Below are 21,281 nucleotides of genomic sequence, written 5' to 3'. Positions count from 1 at the left end.
GCGATCATAAATCGCATCTCCTTTTCCATTACTAATTTTGATCATACATCTTCAAGTACTGAGCTTCAATTTCTTGTTCATCGAAGTCTAAATCGATCAGCCCCAGTTTCAAATACATGTGCCAAGCATGAACTAAGGCTTGCGGTTGCCGGTTAAAGTAGCACTTGTTGATTTGCTGCTGAATGATCAAATAAACCGTTGCAAACGAATCGCTCTTCCACTTTTGTCCGATTTGATTTAGATCTTCATCCGACATCAACATGATATAGGCCCATTCTTTGAAGTTGGCCATTTCAAAGAAGTCACGCATCCCGTGGCAATAACTTTCAAGCAATTCTGCTTTCGGTGCCTTGGCTTGAATCTTCGTAAACAGATTTGCCAAACTTAAATTGACATTCACAACCAAATTACTGTATTTTTCGTCAAGCGTAATTTTTTTCGCAGGCAGCATTTCCGGAAAAGCACTTTGCCGTGCTAATCCAAGCATTCGATTAAAATCCACCATCTTCACCTTCTATAAATTAGTAGTAACGCGGATCATTCTTGATTTCAAGGCTTTCAAGGTTTTCCAAGTACCAATCACGAATGAAATCATACTTATTCAATACATCAAACCATGAAATTCGATTATCAGGATCGTTGATTTTAATTATCCACTGACCATTTTCCTGAGGTTCAACTGCCATTTTAATGCCTCGGCTCAATTCTAATTCAGCTTCATTATGCATTCCGGTAATCAACATGTAACCTGCATTTGAAGCATTGATGAATAATTTATCCAATGCAATTTGCGGCATTTGATCATCCATAATTGCATACGATGCATAATTCGATGGATCTAAAATGTTGAAATCAACATCAAATCCATAATCTTCCTTCATGAATTTTCCAATCGCAAGTAATTGAAGTTCAAACTTCCGTAACGTTTCTTCATTGATTTCCTTCTTCAACTTAACGATCAGTAAGTTTGTTAGCGCTTCGCTATTGAAAAGAAGCAAGTGCTTATTAAAATCAATAAAGAATAACGCTTCTTGAGTATGTTGTTCAACGTAGTAAGCACTCCCGTCTGGATTTTCCACAAACGTAAAGTACCCTAACTTGTCGATTCCCGGAAATTCATGATACAGTTCATCATTTTGCTCGTTGGCTTGTAAAACCAATTTTTCTGCTTGATGCAAACCAAGAAGGCGGCTTAAAAAGATCAAATAAAAGTCCGGCCGCGTATATTGTTGCGGGTAAATCAAATATGCCGAGTCAAGTTGATATGTCGATAATTGTTGAATCGACTTCAATAAAGCCATCGCATCATCCGTTGTAATCAATTGATTTAAAATCTCGGTAAAGTGGATCCCGTTATCCAGATTTTTCTTCAATTGATCGCGATATGCCATTAAGCGGCCCGTTGTACTTAATGAACGGGCATCCTTACTTTTTTGTTTTGTTGTTCCATCTGGGAAAAACGTTACCGTTTGTAATTTTTCGCTCATCTTATCTCACCTATTTTTCTGCAGCAATCAAATTTGCGATGTAGTCGCGATAAAGGGTCTTGTTCTTCGCTTCAAAGTTTTCAAAGTTCCCGAATTTCGATACGATACTTTGCTTTTCGTATCCAATTAACGTATCTTCCTTTGATAAGGCTAAAACCGTTTCTTCGTTATCTCGGATCGTCCGGTATGCGTCATTGGCTTCTTCATCAAGCTCAGTTAAATGACTTAATTGGTCAACCAACTTTTGCTTTGATTCACGTTGCTTTGAACTTTCCCATGGCATTACTTTTTCTTGAGAAACTGCCTTGATTTGAGCCCGTAATTTTTCTTTTTGCTGATCACGTTCATCTTGAGAGTCGATCAAACTTTGCAACCGTTCGTTTTCTTTTGAAAGCCGTTCGATTGCATCACTGTTTAACCGTTTGTTTTCGTATTCAAGTTCAAACGCCTTCGATAATTTTTCGTATTCGCGTTTGTCGAAATGAAATTCAACGTTCAAAACGTCAACGGTTCCGAAAAGTCTTCGGCCCCACCAATTTCCAAAATAAAATTGAAAATTCCCCGGAGCGGTTTCTTCGAAGTAGAAAAATGGGTACATTTCATTTAAGTATTTGATCAGCTTTTGGCTTAAAAATGCACTGATTTTTGGTTGAATATCTTCAACTAACTTTTCGTTTTCTGTATCTTGAGCACCGTGGCGGGCATGTAAAATTTCATCAGAATACTTTTTTGAATTAATAAGTTCATATACTTGACGGTCATCTTGATCATCAATTGCCTTTGCTAATGTCTGTAAATATTGAATCTTGCCTGTTACAGCTTCGGTTAATGTTTTTGTAGCTTCATCATGATCTGATAAAGTGAACTGATTTTCATTTGTCATAAAAATCTCCTCTTATTACTATAAAATAAAAACATTGCTTTATTTCTATTCTGACAAAAAACGCCATCAAAAGCAATGTTTCATTTATAAATTACCTGATTGTTGTTATTTATTTCACAACATATTGCCGTTGATAATCTTCAACCCCTGCAAACACAAATTTTGCAGGATCAGTACTGATATCAAGTTTCCGGGTCTTATCACTGATCTTGATCCGTGAATTATAAACATCTTCATATTCGGCAACGTTCAGTTGTTTCCGGGCATCCAAGACCTTTTGGAATGCTTCGTGTTCAATGTTCTGGTCAAATCCTGGACGAAGTAAGCCTGAGTAGAATTCACCTTGCGCACCTGAACCATAACTGTACAGCCCTAGTCGCATTCCGGCTTTAAGATCCGTTGAATTTTCAAGTAATGAAAGCAGTCCTAAGTACAATGAACCGGTATAAAGGTTTCCGATTTGGTTGCTGTACCGCCGAACATTTTCAAATTCATGCGTTAAGTGAGCAGCAACTGTTGGATCTGCATCCTCGATCGCAATCTTTAATGCTTTAAAACCTTCCTTTGTGTATGGTAAATGGAATAACATTGCATCAAATTTTGAAATATCAAATCCAGTGTTATCTTGGTATTCTTTAAAAACATGCTTAAAGAATTCAAGGTAAACGTTGGTTGAATACTTACCATCAACTAAAGCTTCATCAAAGCCTAACGGACGCCAGAAGTCCATTACATCGTCAGCCCAGTAAGTTGCATCATCCTGGACAGCTAAGATCCGCGGATTCCGACTGATCAACATTGCAACAGCCCCGCCGCCTTGGGTTGGTTCACCCTTGGTTGCTAACCCGTAACGCGCGTTATCAGCTCCGATTACGAGCACTTTTGAATCTGGGTTCATTGCGATGTGACCATGAGCAAAATGAATTGCAGCAGTTGCTGCGTAGCAGGCCTGTTTTAATTCAACGACCCGAACCTGGTGCTTAAATCCAAGCAACCGTTGAAGGTAAACAGCACCGGACTTTGAATTATCAATTCCTGATTCAGTTGCAAATAAAATCATATCAATTTGTTCCTTATCTTCAGGAGTCAAAATTTTATCAGCCGCATTCGCCGCCATTGAAACAACATCTTGAGTCGGTGGAATAACCGCCATTTTACTTTGACCGATCCCAATCAAATATTTATTCGGATCAACGTCACGTGCTTCAGCTAATTCCGCCATATCCAAGTATAAATGTGGCGTAAAGAAACTAATTTTATCAATTCCGATATTCATAATTATCCCTCCGATAAAAATCTAGATTAGATTTTACCATACTCAATTCAATAAAGAAAAACATAACCCTTAAATTTAAAAGGTCATTTATGCTAAAATATTGTTAATTTAAAGAAAGAAAGTGGTTTCATGAAAACAATCAAACTCGAAGTCTATGGGCTCGTTCAAGGCGTCGGTTTCCGCTTTATGACCAAAAAGCTGGCCGATGAATTAGGCGTAAAGGGAATCGTAATGAACCGGAACGACGGCTCTGTTTATATTGAAGCTCAAGCTGATCCAATGACCTTGCAACAGTTTATCAGTCAGGTTAAGCTTTCGCCTTCCCCGAGCGGCCGGGTCGATGATGTTCATATCGCTGAAATTGACCATGCTCCATATAAAGACTTTTCAGTTACTTATCAATAATCGGGAAGATATTGAAATTCCAATGTATTTTTCTTATCATAGTTCATGAAACTATAATGAGAGGATTTGAAAATTGAAAAAGAAAAAAATTGGGATCCTTGCGGGGATGTTTTTAACCGTTTCGCTTTTCCTGGGCGGATGTGTTCAACGTACAAGCTCTGGAAAGCCATACGGATTCATTTATGATTACCTTGCAGTTCCAACCCAACACCTTTTAAAGTGGCTTGCAAACCTTTTAGGCGGTAGTTACGGATGGTCGATCGTCGTGATTACGATCGTTGTCCGGTTCTTGTTATTACCATTGATGCTGAGTCAAATGAAAAAATCAACGGTTCAGCAAGAAAAAATGGCTGCGATCCAACCTCAATTAATGGAACTTCAAAATCAAGCTCAAAAAGCGCAAACGCAAGAAGAACAAATGCTTTTAAGCCAACAAATGATGGCCCTGTATCGGGACAACGAAATTTCAATGACCGGCGGAATCGGATGTTTGCCGCTTTTGATTCAAATGCCGATCTTTGCTGCATTATATGCCGCAATTGAATATTCACCTGACCTGGCCCACTCAACATTTTCCGGCATCAACCTTGCAGGCCGCAGCTTTACGTTTGTTGCATTGACCTTCTTGATCTATGCTCTTCAAGGTTGGCTGTCAACCCGGGGAATGCCGCAACAAAATAGTCAAATGGCAAAAATGACAACGGGAATGATGATGATTTATACCCCAGTAATGTTTGCCTTTATGACCTGGATTGCTCCTGCCGGATTAGGATTATACTTCTTTGCAGGTGGAATCATTGCATGTCTTCAAACATTATTGATCAACGGAATGCGTCCACGAATCAAAAAAGAAGTTGAAGCCCAAATGGCTGCGCGGAAACCCGTTCATCCAGAACCAATCAAGCCAATTCAAGCTCAAATTAAGGATGCGCAGGAAAAATCAGCTGAAACTCATAATTTAAACCGCCAGCGCAATGCCGGAAAACAACATCGAAATAAGTAATAAAAAAACTCGAAGTTCAACTTCGAGTTTTTTTATTATTCTTTTTGAACGTCTTTCACAAGGGGTAACTGAACTTTAAAGACTGATCCTTGTCCTTCAACACTTTCAACGCTGATCGAGCCATGATAACCTTCAACTAACCGATGGGCAATCGAAAGTCCTAATCCATTTCCACCCTTATTCCGGCTGCGGGCCTTATCGACCCGGTAGAACCGATCAAAAATCTTTTTAATATTCGCCTGGGAAATTCCTTCTCCGAAATCTTGAACAACCAGCTCAACATACCGGGTATTTTTGGACATTGCCATGTGAATTTCCTTGCGATCAGTTGAATACTTGACCGCGTTATCAAGCAAAATAATCAAAATCTGTTCAAGGTGGTTCCGATAAATTCGAACCGGGGTCTTCGTTTTCAAATCATTATCTAATACAATTTGAAAATCAGGGTGAATCATCTTAAAGTCGTTAAAGACCTGTAAGCCGACTTCCCGCGCATCAGCAATTTCATTTTTATACTGAATTTCAACCTGTTCTGCCCGGGATAAATCAAGCATTTCCTGAACTAAATTCTTCATCCGATCAATTTCTTGAAGCGAGGCCTTGATCGATTCATCAAGCACTTGCGGATCGTCTTTCCCCCAGCGTTCAAGCAATTCTAAATGACCTTGAATAATGGCAACCGGTGTCCGCAATTCATGCGAAACATCGCCGACAAATTGCTGCTGTTGCTCAACATACCGGTGCATCCGGTCCAACATCCGGTTAAACAAAACCGTTAATTCTGCAAGCTCATCATCCTTTGAAACAACTGGAACCCGTACTTCAGACAAGGCCTTCCCTTCATCATCATTACTGTTGATTTTATCGATTGTTTCATTCAGCGTATCGATTGGTTGTAAAAGAAGAGATGACAACCAGTAACTCATCAACGCAATTGCAAAACAAACCGTTAGCCCAATAATAATGAATAAGGTAATCAATTTGTGCCGGCTTTGATCGTATTGCACGAGACGGTTTGAAATCTGAACGTAACCAATTACCTGGTGGGTTCCTTTATCCAGAATCGGCTTCCGTAACAGCAAGATCGTATGTCCATTCTGCCGGTAATGCGTTTCCGTTAATTCTTTAACTTTGTGAAACTTGATCGTATTATGCTTCGTTGTATATAATTCACGGCCGGAACAGTCATAAACACTCACCGTCAACCCTTCATGCGATGCTGATTGAATAAACGAATCCTTATACGGACTATCCTTTGCCGGGCGTTGCGGCGAATAATCAATATTAAATGACCGTTGAATATCTTCAATCGTTAAATTATGATGGCAGTTATTCAACTTTTGTTCCGTCGCGTTTAACGCACTGCGCACATTGTTTTGATCCTGTTTCAGCAACATGCTTGAAAAGCACTGAAAAAGCAGCACTGCGAAAATTGCAAAAATAATCGTCGTTCCCAGGGCTGTTCCAAGCGACCACTTAACCTTTAATGAAGTTGGCCGCTTTGTACTTTCCTGCATTTTTTCGCCGTTAATAACTTCCTTGTTCATTGGTTTACGACCGCATTACATATCCAGTTCCGCGAACCGTTTGAATATAACTGTCTTCACCGGGACGGTCGATCTTGTTCCGCAAGTACCGAATATAAACATCGACCACGTTAGTTTCAATTTTACTTTCATAGCCCCAAACCTTTTTCAAAAGGTCTTCCCGTGCAAGAACCACGTTGACATTTTCCATTAACGTTAACAGCAATTCATATTCCCGTTTCGTTAATTCAATGACTTCATCACCGCGCCGGACGATCCGATTTTCCTTTTCAATCGTCAAATCTTTATATGTGACCGTCGTTGCCTTGCCGGCGCGCCCTTCATCTTCTAAATCAACCCGCCGAAGAACGGCCCGTAAACGCGCCAATAATTCCTCAATAGCAAACGGTTTGACGATGTAGTCGTCAGCCCCGTGATCCAATCCTGAAACCCGGTCGATAACTGAATCGCGAGCCGTCATCATAATAATCGGGGTCGTTTTCACCTGGCGAATCCGGCGACAAACTTCAAGTCCGTTCAATCCTGGAAGCATTAAATCCAAAAGAATGGCATTCCAGTCTTCATTCAAGGCCAATTCAAGGGCTTCCCGGCCATCATAACTGACCTGAGTTTCATATCCTTCATGTTTTAACTCTAATTCAACAAATCGTGCTAAATTTTCTTCATCTTCAACAATCAATATTCTGCTCATTAATTTCTCACTCCAATGTTAAATAATCAAAAACGTCACGAAAACTATCTCGTGGCGTTTTCTTGATTTTTATTTGCTAATTACTCTTCAGGATACCATTCATAGTGGAAGTTGCCTTCACGGTCAGTCCGTTCAAATGTGTGAGCCCCAAAGTAATCACGTTGGGCCTGAATCATATTTGCTGGAAGATCAGCTGACCGGTATTGATCATAGTATGTCACTGCCGATGTAAAGCATGGGCATGGAATCCCAGCCCGAACAGCTAACGCAACAACATCGCGAACATCACTTTGATATTTAGTAACAACTTCTTTAAAGTAATCATCAAGCAAAAGGTTATCCAATTCTGGATCACGATCGTATGCATCGGTAATCTTTTGTAAGAATTGAGCCCGAATAATGCATCCTGCACGCCAAATCTTTGCAAGTTCTCCAAGGTGAATGTTCCATTGATAATTGTCCGAAGCCACCTTAATCTGTTCAAATCCTTGAGCGTAACTCATGATCTTACTGAAGTAAAGGGCCTTCCGAATTTTTTCAATCGTTGCTTGCTTGTCTACTTCTGGAACTTGATTTTCAGGTTGCGGCAAAACCTTACTTGCTTGAACCCGTTCCTTCTTCATAGCTGAAATGTAGCGAGCATACACCGCTTCAGTGATCAATGTTTGCGGCATTCCAAGATCGAGTGCACTTTGTGAACTCCATTTTCCAGTTCCCTTATTTCCGGCCCGGTCAAGGATCACATCAATGATGTCTTTTCCAGTTCCAAGATCGTCTTTCCGCGTCAAAATTTCAGCTGTAATATCAATCAAGTAACTGTTTAATTCAGTATGCCGCCATTCGTCAAACGTTGCTGCAATTTCAGCATTTGACATATGAAGGACACGCTTCATCAAATCATAACTTTCAGCGATCAATTCCATATCGCCGTATTCAATTCCATTGTGAACCATCTTAACATAGTGTCCGGCACCATTTGGCCCAATGTAAGCAACACATGGTTCGCCATCTTCAGGTGCCTTGGCCGCAATTTGCTTTAAAATTGGAGCAACCAGATCGTAAGCTTCTTTTTGACCGCCGGGCATCAATGAAGGACCGTTCAATGCACCCTTTTGTCCGCCTGAAGTTCCCATTCCGATGAAATTAATTCCGGAATTTTCAAGCTCCTTATTCCGCCGCATTGTATCCTTAAAGAAGGTATTCCCGCCATCGATCAAAACATCACCCTTATCAAGGTAAGGTAAAACGTTTTGAATGGTTGAATCGGTTGGAGCGCCGGCCTTAACCATCATTAAGATCCGCCGCGGTTTCTCAATTGATTCAACGAAATCCTTCATTTCGTAACTTGCAACAAAATTCTTGTCGCCATGATCCTTCATTGCTTGCTTAGTATACGTTGAATCCCAATCGTATACCGCAACGCGATAACCTTGCCGTTCAATGTTCAATGCAAGGTTCTTCCCCATGACAGCCATTCCAATAACACCGATCTGTGCTTTTTCCATTTTAAAGCCTCCCACTACTAATCTCAAAACTATTCTAGCAAAAAAAGAATGGTCCTGAAAGTCTATTTTTCATTTGCCATGATAACTTCCGGTTTCCCGGTACCCTTAACGGCATCTCCCGTAATAATGACCTTCTTGATTTGATCATTACTTGGAGTTTCATACATCACATCCATCATCGTATGTTCAACGATTGAACGTAACCCCCGCGCACCGGTATTCCGCCGAATAGCTAACTGAGCCATTTCGCTTAAGGCTTCATCGGTAAATTCAAGCTCAACATCGTCCAATGCCATTAGCTTCTTATACTGTTTGACCAACGCATTCTTCGGTTCCGTTAAGATCCGAACCAAATCATGTTCATTGAGTTTCTCAAGGGAAGTCAAAATTGGAAGCCGGCCGATAAATTCCGGAATCAATCCGAACTTCATCAAGTCTTCTGGAATGATCTGCTGCATCAAACTCTTGTTTTCATCAAATGACGAATTTGAATTGGTTCCAAAACCGATCGTCTTATCACCGAGACGGTTTTTAACGATGTTTTCAATTCCATCAAAAGCTCCGCCAACAATAAATAAAATATTGGTTGTATCAATTTGAATCAATTCTTGTTGCGGGTGTTTCCGTCCTCCCTGTGGCGGAACACTTGCAACCGTTCCTTCAAGGATCTTCAGCAATGCTTGTTGAACCCCTTCACCAGAAACATCTCGGGTGATCGAAACGTTTTCGGCTTTTTTCGCGATTTTATCAATTTCATCAATATAGATAATTCCGCGTTGGGCGCGTTCAATATCGTAATCTGCATTTTGAATCAACTTCAACAGAATGTTTTCAACGTCTTCCCCAACATAACCGGCTTCCGTTAACGTGGTTGCATCAGCAATCGCAAACGGAACATTTAAAACCCGCGCCAAATTTTGGGCAAGGTAGGTCTTCCCTGAACCAGTCGGACCGACTAAGCAAATATTACTTTTCTGTAATTCGGTATCGTCATCACTGTTAAGCGATGATGAAATTCGCTTGTAGTGGTTGTAGACCGCAACTGCCAAAACCTTCTTAGCTTGTTTTTGACCGATCACATATTGGTCCAAAGTCTTCACGATCTCTTGCGGTGTTGGAATTCGTGAAAAGTCATTTGCTAATTGTGCGCGTTGTTCCTGTTTGATAATTGAATCTGCAACTTCAACGCATTCATCGCAGATATAAACTCCAGGTCCCGAAATCATATTATTAACCTGTGATTCCGATTTTCCGCAAAATGAGCAGCGGATTTCTTCCTGTGTTTCCTTATTATCGTGCATCGTTCTCACCCTATCATCAAAAAATCATTAACTCTATCTTACCAAATTTTAATTATTTATTCTAACTAAACACTTTCACGCCAATAAAAAAATTGCAGGCGAAACCTGCAATTTTTTATTTTTGATTAGTGTTTCTTTTTCGTCGTCTTATCCATCTTATCCTTAATCGGATATGTCAGGCTCAAAAGACTTGATATGATCGTTGGAATTGCAAATACCAGAATCGTTAATCCGATAATTACAACTAACGCAACTTGAATCAACGTCAAGACTCCAGATGGCATCAAAGCAGCGAAGGTTCCGCTCAAAATCAAAGCAGCTGAAACAACGACAGCTCCGATTTCGGTTGCGGCCTTCACGATCCGCGCTCCCGGCGTTGCCAGGAAGCCATCATATTCCTGATACTTCATCATCAAGAAGATGCTGTAGTCAACTCCCAGAGCAATCAGCATGATGAAGCTAAAGAATGGTGTATTCCACGTCAACATGCTTTGGCCTAAGAATGCCTTACTGATCAAATGCGTAATATCCAATGACATGATGTATGCCAGTAACAGCGTTCCAAGAATGTAGAACGGTTGTAAGATTGACCGCGTGATCAGCATTAATGCCAACAAGATTCCGGTCAACATGATGATTGCCGTCCGAATGAAGTCCTTCGAAGCAACATTCCGCGTATCATTGATGTATGCCGTTTGACCGCCTAAAGCAACCTTTGCCCCTGAAAGGGATGTTCCCTTAATTGACTTATTCACAAGGCTTTGAATATTTTCAACTGTCTTCATCGCACTTAACGAGCTTGGGTTTTCATTTAAGACGATCGTAAATTTAACCGCGTGTTTGTTTTGTGAAAGATAACTATCTTCGGCCTTCTGATATTCTTTACTCTTCAAAACATCCTTTGGAACGTAGTACGTATCCGCAGCTGCTGAGTTCTTAAGGCCTGTAAGGTAGTTATTAGCGGTTCCAAGTCCTTGATTGATCTTCTTGGCTCCGTTGCTTGCCGTTGTCAATCCAATTTCCAGTTCGTTGACTTGCCCAGCCATTCCGCTGATTTGACTGTACATTTGCCCAAGGCCGTTTGTTAACGTTCCTTGGTTTTGAGCAAGCAATGCTGCTCCAGATGAAACTTGACCAGCGCCTGAAACTAATGCTGGAGCATTGGCTGCCAATTGACCAGTTCCGGCTGACAATGCAGAAATCGCACCAAGCATTGTTGGCATTTGACTTCTCATTGAACCGATGCCGCCTGCTAATTGGCTTGAGCCATTTGCAAGTTGAGCAACACCGCCAGTCAATGCCGGTAATTGACCCCTCATTGATCCAATGCCGCCTGCTAATTGATTTGAACCATTTGCAAGTTGAGCAATTCCACCAGTCAATGCTGGTAATTGACCTTTCATTGATCCAATACCGCCTGCTAATTGATTTGAACCATTTGCAAGTTGGGCAATTCCGCCAGTCAATGCTGGAACTTGTGAACCTAATTGATTCAAGCCGCCATTCAAGGCATTTGCACCGTTACTGATTTGGGTTGCCCCGGCTGCTGCCTGGTTAACCATGTCTTGAATCTGACCGGTTGCTTGACTTAATTGACCAACTCCATCAGCAACTTGACTTGACCCTGGAACTAATTTGTTGATTGCTCCTTGTAATTGGTTAACGGCGTTGTTCAAGTTATTGACTGCTTCTTGAGTTTGGGATTGAGAAGCCATTGTCTTTAATTTACTTAATTGTTCAGCAGTTGATTGCAATTGATTCAATTGGTTTGATAAATCAGAACCATTTGATGAAACAGATTGCATATCATTTTGCAATGCTTGCGCACTATTGGTTGCACTGTTAATGCTGTCGCTCAAACCGCTCATCATTTGCTGTTGCTTTTGCGCAATTTGATTTGACGCACTCTGCAATGCTCCTTGAAGCTGTTGCTTTTGTGAATCATTTAATCCTTGAACCGAGTTAACAATATTATTAATATCTTGACTTGATAAGCCAGCACTTCCTGATGAAGCTGAGCCTGCAGCCTGTTTCAATTGGTTCAAAGCATTTTGCAAGTTGCCAGCATCCGTTTTCGCCTTATCGCTATTTGATGAAAGTGCTTGGGCTGTCTTTTGAATTCCGCTGATATCTGGTGTTGCAGCATTTTGCAACTGATTCAATGCATTCGTTAAGTTGCCCAATTGGCCTTTAAGTTGTTGCATTTGAGAAGAATTCAACTGACTTTGAACCTGTTTCAAGCCATCGGCAACTTGATTTGCACCGGCTTGAAGTTCCTTAACTTTTGGTCCTAATTGAGCCAATTGTTGATTGTTTTTGGCCGCATTCAATTTATTTGCAAGTTCGTTTGAACCATTTACAAGTTGATTGCTTCCATCAGTTAACTTGTTAACGCCTGTGCTTAAAGCGCCCGTCTTACTATTCAGCGTTGACAACCCGCCATTTAAGGCATTGGCACCGTTAAATAATACATTAACACCTGAACTTAAAGCGCCCGTCTTACCGTTTAACGTTGATAAGCCACCATTTAAAGCACTTGCACCGTTAAATAATGCATTAACACCTGAACTTAAAGCGCCCGTCTTACTGTTCAACGTTGCAAGCCCGCTATTCAACGCATTGGCACCGTTATACAAAGCATCCACGCCTGAACCCAATCCGCTTGTTGCAGCGGCAAGCTGGCTCATTCCATTATTTAAGGTGTAAACCCCATTTGCATAGGTGATCATCCCATTGCCTAATGTTGATGCGCCATTTGCCAATGTGTTTGCCCCGGCTTGAAGCTGTTGACTTCCATTGTACAACTTCTTAGCACCATCAACCCCGGCTTGAATGTTGGCTTCTTTCAATTGCGAATTAGCCCCATCCAATCCGTTACTAATTTGGCTTAAGCCTTTCCGGGCATCCTTTGTTCCGTTTGTAACGGTCTTCAATTGATCATTTACATATAATTCTTTTAATTTTGATCCGCCCGGTTCAGTAACCGTTGCGACGGTTTTAACGCCCTTCACAGCTTGAATTTGCCGTGCAAGTTCATCGATTTCCTTGAGATCTTTTTCGTTATCAACCGGATGATCCGTCTTAATGTAAAGGGTCGTTGGTTCTGCCGTACCCTTTGAGAAGTGCTTTTGAACAACCTTAAACCCTTGTTTAGCTGGGACAGAATCATTCAATTCAACCAACGTATCATAATTTAACGGACTTCCCTTTGACAAGAAGAATGGCAAGGCACATAACGCAGTGACGATCAATCCAATAAATGGCATCTTGACCATCGTTTTTGAAATGTTATGCCACATCTTATTCGTTGATGAACCATCAAACTTCTTGCTTGGCCAGAAAATGCGCTTTCCAAGCATTGCCATAAAGAATGGGTTAAGGGTCAGCAAGGCCAACAATAAGATCGCAACTGAAACGGCAACTCCGACTGCCGAACGGTAAATACTAAATTTCGCCAAACCTAACGTTGAAAATCCAATTAAAACGGAAGATCCACTAAACAGGATCGTCTTTCCGGCAATCCGGAGTGACCGACGCGTGGCTTGCAGTGGCGATAATCCTTTACTTAGTTCTTCTTTAAACTGATCAAACATTAAGATGTTGTAGTCAGTCCCAATCCCGAATAAAACAACAACCATGAAAACTTGAGTAAAGTTTGATAATGGAAAATTAAAATGTTTTGCTAAGTTCATAACAACACTTAGCGAGATCAACATCGAAATTCCAACTGATAATAATGAGAAAATCGGGGTTAACGGTGAGCGGAAAATCAAGGCCAAGACGATAAAGATAAAGACGATCGTAATCGTTTCGGTCTTCTTAATTCCTTCTTGCGTTTCACTAATGAAATCATCATTTAAGATGTCACTTCCGGTAACATAAGTTTTTACCCCCGGAGTTTTCGCACCTTTCGTGATCAATTCACGGGTTTTCGCAACCGTAATATTCTTATCAACATTCAATTGAAGAATTTCAGTTGTTTTATCCTTGGAAATCAACTGTGCACGTGTATATTTATTTTCGTTCGGCGCAGTCATTGATTTAATATGATACTTCTTCTCCTGATGTTTAAAGGAATTAATCGTGGCATCGATATTATCCTGCTGGTTGGCAGATAATTTCCGATCGCCATTGTTGAAGACAACAACGACTTGCCGCGTGTTATCCTCATGTCTTCCCCAGTGATTTTGAATATTATCAGCCACCTGACTGGTCAAGTCGCTTGGCAGCTTGATTTGTCCTTTTTCACGTACTAATTGATTGATATTTGGTAACGTAATCAAAGAAGCAATTAACAAAACAACCCAAATAATTGCTTGCACAATGTATCGTTTCTTTGAGCCGTCCTTTTGTTCCATTAAATTTCCTCTTTTCTCTTTTAAATAGACACAGTGTTGTTTTTACCATACAAATATATATTAATTTATCGGGAATATCAATCATCAAAATCCGACAAGGTGTTGCTTTTAACCATTTTTTATGTCAAAATTAGCAAATTAAAAGCAACACCTTGTTGATTAAGTATTGTATTTTTTAGCTAAAGCATTCATAATGAATAGCAGAAGTATAAAAGGAGAATTTTTATGAGTGTGCATCAGAAAATTGCGACGACTGAACGAAAAATCAAAGCCGCATTCATCTACCTTGTAAACGAAAAGGGATTGAGTCATATCACGGTCAAAGATATTACTGAGGCTGCCAATATTAACCGCAGTACATTTTATAAACACTTTATTGATAAACCCCATTTGGTCGATCATTATGAAAAACAATTTTTTGAACACGTAAATAAAATGTTAAAAGTTGAGAATACCAATCAAATTTGTGAACAAAGCATTGAGGAAATGCAGCTTCAACTTTATTCAAAGATCAACAAGATTATTGAATATATCTATGATGAGCTTGAATTAGCGAAAGCTTTAATTGGGCCAAACGGGGATCCGTATTTCGAAGAGAAAATTAAAGAACTTTTACGGAATATTTTAAATTCAGATATCGAACTTATTAAAGGGAATATCAACGTTAAAAACTATATTCCGGAAGATTACGCCCATGAAGTGGTGATTTCAGAATTAATCAGCGTAATTAAATTATGGCTGACTAAGGCCAACCCCGAGCCGCCGCAAAAAATTTCCGAAATTATTATTAAAACCCGCTATTTAAGTCCGCATGAACTTTTAGGATTTGATAATTCAATTCCATTTGAAGATCAGCTTGCGAGCGCTGATCGTGAAAATGAGTAAAGAAAAACAGCCCTCTTTCGAGAGCTGTTTTTTTGATCAAAGAAAATTATTTTTCTTCTTTCTTTTCAGGCAAGTCTTGCTTTGCTGAATCTGTCATTTCTTGAACGACTTTCCGGATTGAAATATCATGCTTCAACATGTCATCTGATAAGGCAGAACGAACAGCCTTTTCATCCATTCCATATTGAGTTGCTAAATCTTTGATTTCATCATTGATTTCGTCTTCTGAAACTTCAATGTTTTCCTTTTCAACAATTGCTTCAAGGACAAGGTTTGTCTTAACCCGTTCTTCTGAACCTTCACGGAATTGCTTCCGTAAGTCTTCTTCTGAAGTCCCAGTTAACTTGAAGTACATGTCTGGGTTAATTCCTTGTTGTTGCATTCCACTGAAGTATTGATCCATTTGACGTTGAACATCGTCTTCGATCATCGCTTCTGGAATGTCACCAATCTTAGCATTTTCAACTGCCTTTGAAATTGCTTCTTCTTGAACAGCATTCTTAGCAGCTGCTTCCTTTTGTTCCTTGATTTCGTCTTTAACCTTTGCCTTTAATTCTTCTAATGTATCAACATCATCATCGATATCCTTAGCAAAGTCATCATCTAATTCTGGAAGTTCTTTTTGCTTAACTTCATGAATCTTAACTTCAAAGACAGCATCTTTACCTTGCAAGTCCTTTGCTTGGTAGTCATCTGGGAATGTAACCTTAACTTCAACTTCATCGCCAGCCTTGTGACCAACTAATTGATCTTCAAAGCCTGGAATGAATGTCTTTGAACCTAATTCAAGGGAGTAGTTTTCAGCCTTGCCACCATCAAATGGCTTACCGTCAACTTTACCTTCAAAGTCGATTACAACTGTATCGCCTTCTGCAGCTGGTTCGTCTTCCTTTAATACAAGTTCTGCTTGTTGTTGACGACGACGTTCTAATTCATCAGCAACTTCTTTGTCTGAAACATCAGTTGAGTGCTTCATAACTTCAAGGCCTTTGTATTCACCTAATTCAACTTCAGGTTCAACCGTTACTTTAGCTGAAAGAACCCAAGCTGAATCCTTTTCCATTGATTCAACGTTGATTTCAGGTTGTGAAACAGGCTTGATCTTTGATTCTGATACCGCATTTGCATATGCTTCTGGTAAAAGAGCATCCAAAGCATCTTGGTATAATGCTTCTTCGCCGTACATCTTATTGAAGATTTGACGTGGTACACGGCCCTTACGGAAACCAGGCACGTTAAGTGATTTCTTCACTTTGTTGAATGCGATGTCCAAGCCTTCCTTAATTTTATCTGGTTGGATTTCGAAGGTTAACTTTCCGTCATTTGTACCTTCTTTTTTTTCCCATTTAACAGACATTTTATTCCCTCCGTACTCTAAATTTTATACGATAAACAGTATCTGTATATTAACTAATTTTACCTTAGAAATCGCAAAATGTAAACGAAATCTCAAAAATTGTTGAGATAACAAAAAAAGCCCGGGATAAACCCAGACTTTTAATTGGTTTCAAATTAGTCAAGGATGTCTGATACGACACCGGCACCAACTGTACGGCCACCTTCACGAACTGTGAACTTAAGACCTTTTTCAATAGCAACTGGTGCGATTAATTCTACTGTAAATGTAACGTTATCGCCAGGCATTACCATTTCTACGCCTTCTGGTAATTCAATAACACCTGTAACGTCTGTTGTGTGGAAGTAGAATTGTGGACGATAGTTTGAGAAGAATGGTGTGTGACGTCCACCTTCTTCTTTAGTTAAGACATAAACTTCACCCTTGAACTTCTTGTGAGTTTGGATTGAGCCTGGCTTAGCTAAAACTTGACCACGTTCTACTTGGTCACGGTTGATACCACGAAGTAATGCACCGATGTTATCGCCGGCTTCACCTAAGTCAAGGGTCTTCCGGAACATTTCAACACCTGTGATTGTTGTCTTAAGAACTTCGTCCTTCAAGCCAACAATTTCAACTTCGTCGCCGACCTTAACTGTACCACGGTCGATACGACCTGAAGCAACAGTACCACGACCAGTGATTGTAAATACGTCTTCAACAGGCATTAAGAATGGCTTATCTGTTGGACGTTCTGGTGTTGGGATGTATTCATCGATTGTATCCATCAACTTCATGATGTTAGCTTCTTGTTCTTTGTCGCCTTCAAGAGCCTTCAAAGCTGAACCACGGATAACAGGAATGTCATCGCCAGGGAAGTCGTATTCACTTAATAAGTCACGAACTTCCATTTCAACTAAGTCTAACAATTCGTCATCGTCAACTAAGTCTGTCTTGTTTAAGAAGACAACGATGTACTTAACACCAACCTGGCGAGCAAGCAAGATGTGTTCACGTGTTTGTGGCATAGGACCATCTGTTGCAGCTACAACTAAGATAGCACCATCCATTTGAGCAGCACCTGTGATCATGTTCTTAACATAGTCAGCGTGTCCTGGGGCGTCGATGTGAGCATAGTGACGCTTTTCTGTTTCATATTCAACGTGAGCTGTGTTGATTGTGATACCACGTTCACGTTCTTCTGGAGCAGCATCGATTGAAGCGTAGTCTTCAGCTTGTGCTAAACCTTTTTCAGCTAAAACTTTTGTGATAGCTGCTGTTAAAGTTGTTTTACCGTGGTCAACGTGGCCGATTGTACCAATGTTAACGTGTGGCTTTGTTCTTTCGTAATGTTCTTTTGCCATTAATACGAACCTCCTGTGTTTTTCCAAAGATATCCACAAAAATGTTTGTTGATAATCCTTGGTTTGTATTATACTACTTCTTTTAAATAAAACCAAGTAATAAAATGATTTTGTTCTAAAAGAAGAATCCTTGATTCATTATATAAGTGTCCTTGAAGTTTGTAAATAAAAAAACAATTAAATTTTAAAATCGTTAATTTTATCGATCTCACGATTGATTTGCTGATTTAAAATCGTCCCCTTTGGAGAGAGATTTTCCGTTTGCAGCAAAGCAATTTCTATCAGGTCATTCTGATCGATTTGCTCAATTTCCGGATAAACGACAAAAAGTTTCATCTTTGCTTCGCTAAACATTCTGAGCTTTAATGGCTCCGCAATCTTTTTTGAATCAAAAATCTGCTGCTTGATCTTCACATATACCGGCAATTCTTCAATTGGCGCAAGCTTTGATAAATCAACCTGAATTACTTCATTGAATAAATTCAAAACCTTAACTTGGTTATTCGAAGCTTTACGTAATGTGTTTAATAACGACATTCGCACAACACACGGAACGTCTTGATCAAGAAATACCGATCTGCAATTTAAAAATAATTCTTGGGGATTTAAAAGATTAACATTGTTTAAAATTTCGCGTTGTTCATGAATTGAAAAGCCACCTAAATATTTTAATTTTCTTAACACATTCTGCTTTAGTTCCTGTTGCTCCTTACTTAAATAGCTTGGATATAATTTAACCTTTTGCGCTAAAATTTGCCTTTCGGTTGAATTTAAATACGGATCTAATTGGTTTAACAGTTCAAAGCATCCTAAAACATCCCCGGCATGAAGCCGACAATCAAAATACTGATAAAAATAATCATCATTTTGAATGTACTCATTGAGACATTCATTCGCAACCGTAACTGCTTGAACCCATTTTTGATCTTTTTTTAAAAATTTAAATAAATAATAATTATTATGGAAGTTTTTATTCTTTAAATAGGCTTCCTCCATCAATGCCACCGCTTGGTCATAATGTCCGTTATCATAAGCTTGTTGGGCCTTTTCAATCAATTCTTCGTTCATTGACTCCTCTCCTCTTACAAATAAAAGGCCGCGATGCGACCTTTTATCTTATCCCTTATGAGATTTTGATTTCTTATAATTTTTCTTTGGAAATGTTTGATTAATTTCCATTATTACCGGCATAATCACTGGATGACGTTTCGTTTGTTCATACAAGAAATGATTCAACTGATCACGGATATCCTGTTTAAGGTGCGTCCAATCAAATTCCTTATTATCAAGATTACTTTGAACAACTTTCGTAACGATCTTCCGTGCTTCGGTCATTAAATCACGACTTGTTTTTACGTACACGAACCCCCGTGAAGTTAATTTTGGCGTATCAACAATTTTCCGTTTTTTCCGATCGATCGTTACAACTGCGATAAAGATTCCATCTTCAGCAAGCAATTTCCGGTCACGAAGAACGATATTTCCGATATCCCCAACCCCAATTCCATCAATTAACGTGTTACTTGCATCGATTGCTGGAGCTGGTTGGAATTTTCCATGCGCATATTGAAGGACGTCGCCCTTATTGACCATTAAAATGTGATCACTGTCAATCCCGGTTTCCAAGGCGCATTCCTTCGTGGCATCTAATTGACGATATTCACCTTGAACCGGAATAACATATTTCGGCTTCAAAAGATTAAACATCAATTGAAGGTCATTTCGACTAGCATGCCCTGATAAGTTAAGATCATCTGCAACCGTCTTGACCGTTGCCCCTGAACGGAAAATCATATCCCGTGTTCGGGCAACATTCGTTTCACGGGCTGGTGACGGCGTTGAAGTGATCAACACCAAATCTCCTTGATGTAATTTAACTGACCGGTGACGGCCAAGAGCCATCTTTTGTAATGACTTCAATGGTTCCCCCGAACGTCCGGTTTGCAAAATAACAATTTGATCATCTTTTAAGTTATTGATTTCCTTTACATCAACAAAAATATCATCGGCTGGCAAGTGAAGCTTATCAAGCTTAATTGCAGTTCGCACAATTTTTTCAACATCGTGCCCAATCATTGCAACTTTCCGATCATTTTGATGTGCAGCATTCAATACTTGTTGGATTCGCGCCAAATTTGATGAGTGGGCTGAAACAATGATCCGGCCATTATGGTACTCAAACGTGTCCATAATGTAATCCATTACGTCTTTTTCGTTTTCAATTTCGATTGGATTTTCAGCATTGGTTGAGTCACTCAAAACCGCAAGCACACCTTGACGCCCAATTTCAGCAATCCGACCAAAGTCAGTTTGATAACCATCCGTTGCCGTTTGATCAAACTTAAAGTCCCCAGTATAAACAATGTTGCCCTGATCAGTTTCAATTACAATCCCGAGTGATTCCGGAACCGAGTGCGTTGTCTTAAAGAACGAAACCGTTACGTTGTCAAAATCGATTTCAGTCTGATCATCAACAATATGAAAATCATTGAACTTCTTTGCTTGCGGAACATTTTCGCACGCAATTTTAGCCAATGCAACCGTCAATTCGGAACCAAAAACCGGAACCGGATGATTTTCAACAAAATACGGAAGTGCTCCAATTGCATCTGCATGTCCATGTGTTAGGAAAATTCCGGCAATCCGGTCAGCATTTTCTTCCAGATATTCCAAATTTGGGATTACAATATCAATTCCCAAAAGTTCATTTTCCGGGTACATTAATCCACAATCTAAAATAAAAATCTGATCATCAACCTCAACGGCATACATATTTTTCCCGTTTTCACGGACACCGCTGAGGATATCTAACTTAATATCGCTCATATTTTCACTCCTAAAAGTTCTTAAATTCTAACCGTTCAAATCAATTAATATTAAGTATACCACAGTTTAATCATTTGATTTAATTCAAGAAATTTTAGTTATAAAAAAAGTGCTTGGAAACCCAAGCACTTTCTTAATCGGATTAACGACGTAAACCTAAACTCTTGATTAATTCACGGTAACGTTGAATATCTGTGTTCCGTAAGTATGCAAGTAAGTTACGACGGTGACCAATTTTCTTCATCAAACCACGTTGTGCAGCAAAATCTTTCTTGTGTTCCTTAACGTGATCGTTTAATTCATTGATGTCAGCAGTTAAAACAGCAATTTGAACTTCTGCTGAACCTGTGTCACCTTCGTGACGAGCATACTTCTTCATGATTTCGTTTTTCTTTTCTTGTGTAATAGCCATTA

At 39.7% G+C, this 21,281-nt stretch carries 17 protein-coding genes; 3 read left to right on the top strand and 14 right to left on the bottom strand.

What is annotated here, in order from left to right:
- Positions 1-31 precede the first annotated feature (31 nt).
- From Q3C15_RS04060 to Q3C15_RS04045, 4 genes are all read right to left on the bottom strand, one after another.
- Positions 32-505, bottom strand: coding sequence for a dUTPase (locus tag Q3C15_RS04060; protein WP_302704302.1), 474 nt, complete (start codon positions 503-505; stop codon positions 32-34).
- Between the two features lie 16 nt (positions 506-521).
- Positions 522-1,487, bottom strand: coding sequence for a hypothetical protein (locus tag Q3C15_RS04055; protein ID WP_289554545.1), 966 nt, complete (start codon positions 1,485-1,487; stop codon positions 522-524).
- Positions 1,488-1,497: 10 nt separating this feature from the next.
- Positions 1,498-2,370: a hypothetical protein gene (locus Q3C15_RS04050; protein ID WP_064208167.1), complete on the bottom strand. Its 873-nt coding sequence runs from the start codon at positions 2,368-2,370 to the stop codon at positions 1,498-1,500.
- Between the two features lie 109 nt (positions 2,371-2,479).
- Positions 2,480-3,646 carry a hydroxymethylglutaryl-CoA synthase gene (locus tag Q3C15_RS04045; protein ID WP_204778691.1) on the bottom strand — a complete coding sequence of 389 codons (1,167 nt, stop codon included), beginning with the start codon at positions 3,644-3,646 and terminating at the stop codon, positions 2,480-2,482.
- A gap of 129 nt (positions 3,647-3,775) precedes the next feature.
- On the opposite strand from Q3C15_RS04045, the gene Q3C15_RS04040 reads away from it, so the two are divergent.
- Both Q3C15_RS04040 and yidC read left to right on the top strand, forming a co-directional pair.
- Positions 3,776-4,051 (top strand): acylphosphatase, encoded by a 276-nt coding sequence (locus tag Q3C15_RS04040; RefSeq protein ID WP_064208165.1) that lies wholly within the window; start codon positions 3,776-3,778, stop codon positions 4,049-4,051.
- 106 nt (positions 4,052-4,157) lie between these two features.
- Positions 4,158-5,054 (top strand): membrane protein insertase YidC, encoded by an 897-nt coding sequence (gene yidC, locus Q3C15_RS04035; RefSeq protein ID WP_289554634.1) that lies wholly within the window; start codon positions 4,158-4,160, stop codon positions 5,052-5,054.
- A 35-nt stretch (positions 5,055-5,089) separates the two neighbouring features.
- Here the strand turns inward: yidC and Q3C15_RS04030 are convergent, their stop codons facing one another.
- The 5 genes from Q3C15_RS04030 to Q3C15_RS04010 all read right to left on the bottom strand — a co-directional run bounded on the left by Q3C15_RS04030 (position 5,090) and on the right by Q3C15_RS04010 (position 14,456).
- The gene (locus Q3C15_RS04030) at positions 5,090-6,601 is read right to left on the bottom strand and encodes a HAMP domain-containing histidine kinase (protein WP_204778690.1); all 1,512 of its coding nucleotides are present in this window, start codon (positions 6,599-6,601) and stop codon (positions 5,090-5,092) included.
- Between the two features lie 4 nt (positions 6,602-6,605).
- The gene (locus tag Q3C15_RS04025; RefSeq protein ID WP_057827766.1) at positions 6,606-7,292 is read right to left on the bottom strand and encodes a response regulator transcription factor; all 687 of its coding nucleotides are present in this window, start codon (positions 7,290-7,292) and stop codon (positions 6,606-6,608) included.
- Between the two features lie 80 nt (positions 7,293-7,372).
- Positions 7,373-8,797, bottom strand: coding sequence for an NADP-dependent phosphogluconate dehydrogenase (gndA, locus tag Q3C15_RS04020; protein WP_057827765.1), 1,425 nt, complete (start codon positions 8,795-8,797; stop codon positions 7,373-7,375).
- A gap of 62 nt (positions 8,798-8,859) precedes the next feature.
- The gene (gene clpX, locus Q3C15_RS04015; RefSeq protein ID WP_204778688.1) at positions 8,860-10,098 is read right to left on the bottom strand and encodes an ATP-dependent Clp protease ATP-binding subunit ClpX; all 1,239 of its coding nucleotides are present in this window, start codon (positions 10,096-10,098) and stop codon (positions 8,860-8,862) included.
- A 125-nt stretch (positions 10,099-10,223) separates the two neighbouring features.
- Positions 10,224-14,456 carry an MMPL family transporter gene (locus Q3C15_RS04010; RefSeq protein ID WP_283579664.1) on the bottom strand — a complete coding sequence of 1,411 codons (4,233 nt, stop codon included), beginning with the start codon at positions 14,454-14,456 and terminating at the stop codon, positions 10,224-10,226.
- A gap of 225 nt (positions 14,457-14,681) precedes the next feature.
- Between Q3C15_RS04010 and Q3C15_RS04005 the strand changes: the two genes are divergently transcribed.
- Positions 14,682-15,341: a TetR/AcrR family transcriptional regulator gene (locus Q3C15_RS04005; RefSeq protein WP_204778686.1), complete on the top strand. Its 660-nt coding sequence runs from the start codon at positions 14,682-14,684 to the stop codon at positions 15,339-15,341.
- Between the two features lie 46 nt (positions 15,342-15,387).
- Here the strand turns inward: Q3C15_RS04005 and tig are convergent, their stop codons facing one another.
- The 5 genes from tig to rpsO form a co-directional block, all read right to left on the bottom strand.
- Entirely contained in the window at positions 15,388-16,698 is a 1,311-nt protein-coding gene (gene tig / locus Q3C15_RS04000; RefSeq protein ID WP_278851653.1) for a trigger factor, read from the bottom strand.
- A gap of 155 nt (positions 16,699-16,853) precedes the next feature.
- Entirely contained in the window at positions 16,854-18,041 is a 1,188-nt protein-coding gene (gene tuf, locus Q3C15_RS03995) for an elongation factor Tu (RefSeq protein ID WP_057827761.1), read from the bottom strand.
- A 177-nt stretch (positions 18,042-18,218) separates the two neighbouring features.
- A complete protein-coding gene (locus Q3C15_RS03990; protein ID WP_302704292.1) occupies positions 18,219-19,109 on the bottom strand; it encodes a hypothetical protein in 891 nt (296 codons plus the stop codon).
- 48 nt (positions 19,110-19,157) lie between these two features.
- Positions 19,158-20,867: a ribonuclease J gene (locus Q3C15_RS03985; protein ID WP_283573238.1), complete on the bottom strand. Its 1,710-nt coding sequence runs from the start codon at positions 20,865-20,867 to the stop codon at positions 19,158-19,160.
- Positions 20,868-21,009: 142 nt separating this feature from the next.
- Complete coding sequence (gene rpsO, locus Q3C15_RS03980) at positions 21,010-21,279, bottom strand: 30S ribosomal protein S15 (protein WP_057827758.1); 270 nt, start codon at positions 21,277-21,279, stop codon at positions 21,010-21,012.
- Between the last annotated feature and the right edge of the window lie 2 nt (positions 21,280-21,281).

This window comes from Ligilactobacillus sp. 110_WCHN (assembly GCF_030518115.1).
GTDB lineage: Bacteria > Bacillota > Bacilli > Lactobacillales > Lactobacillaceae > Ligilactobacillus > Ligilactobacillus aviarius_C.
This window is presented reverse-complemented; position numbering and strand designations above follow the sequence as displayed.

Bases quoted from the DNA above. Each gene is read 5' to 3' on its own strand.
- Q3C15_RS04060 (WP_302704302.1), bottom strand. From the start codon at position 505: ATGGTGGATTTTAATCGAATGCTTGGATTAGCACGGCAAAGTGCTTTT.
- Q3C15_RS04055 (WP_289554545.1), bottom strand. From the start codon at position 1,487: ATGAGCGAAAAATTACAAACGGTAACGTTTTTCCCAGATGGAACAACA.
- Q3C15_RS04050 (WP_064208167.1), bottom strand. From the start codon at position 2,370: ATGACAAATGAAAATCAGTTCACTTTATCAGATCATGATGAAGCTACA.
- Q3C15_RS04045 (WP_204778691.1), bottom strand. From the start codon at position 3,646: ATGAATATCGGAATTGATAAAATTAGTTTCTTTACGCCACATTTATAC.
- Q3C15_RS04040 (WP_064208165.1), top strand. From the start codon at position 3,776: ATGAAAACAATCAAACTCGAAGTCTATGGGCTCGTTCAAGGCGTCGGT.
- yidC (WP_289554634.1), top strand. From the start codon at position 4,158: ATGTTTTTAACCGTTTCGCTTTTCCTGGGCGGATGTGTTCAACGTACA.
- Q3C15_RS04030 (WP_204778690.1), bottom strand. From the start codon at position 6,601: ATGAACAAGGAAGTTATTAACGGCGAAAAAATGCAGGAAAGTACAAAG.
- Q3C15_RS04025 (WP_057827766.1), bottom strand. From the start codon at position 7,292: ATGAGCAGAATATTGATTGTTGAAGATGAAGAAAATTTAGCACGATTT.
- gndA (WP_057827765.1), bottom strand. From the start codon at position 8,797: ATGGAAAAAGCACAGATCGGTGTTATTGGAATGGCTGTCATGGGGAAG.
- clpX (WP_204778688.1), bottom strand. From the start codon at position 10,098: ATGCACGATAATAAGGAAACACAGGAAGAAATCCGCTGCTCATTTTGC.
- Q3C15_RS04010 (WP_283579664.1), bottom strand. From the start codon at position 14,456: ATGGAACAAAAGGACGGCTCAAAGAAACGATACATTGTGCAAGCAATT.
- Q3C15_RS04005 (WP_204778686.1), top strand. From the start codon at position 14,682: ATGAGTGTGCATCAGAAAATTGCGACGACTGAACGAAAAATCAAAGCC.
- tig (WP_278851653.1), bottom strand. From the start codon at position 16,698: ATGTCTGTTAAATGGGAAAAAAAAGAAGGTACAAATGACGGAAAGTTA.
- tuf (WP_057827761.1), bottom strand. From the start codon at position 18,041: ATGGCAAAAGAACATTACGAAAGAACAAAGCCACACGTTAACATTGGT.
- Q3C15_RS03990 (WP_302704292.1), bottom strand. From the start codon at position 19,109: ATGAACGAAGAATTGATTGAAAAGGCCCAACAAGCTTATGATAACGGA.
- Q3C15_RS03985 (WP_283573238.1), bottom strand. From the start codon at position 20,867: ATGAGCGATATTAAGTTAGATATCCTCAGCGGTGTCCGTGAAAACGGG.
- rpsO (WP_057827758.1), bottom strand. From the start codon at position 21,279: ATGGCTATTACACAAGAAAAGAAAAACGAAATCATGAAGAAGTATGCT.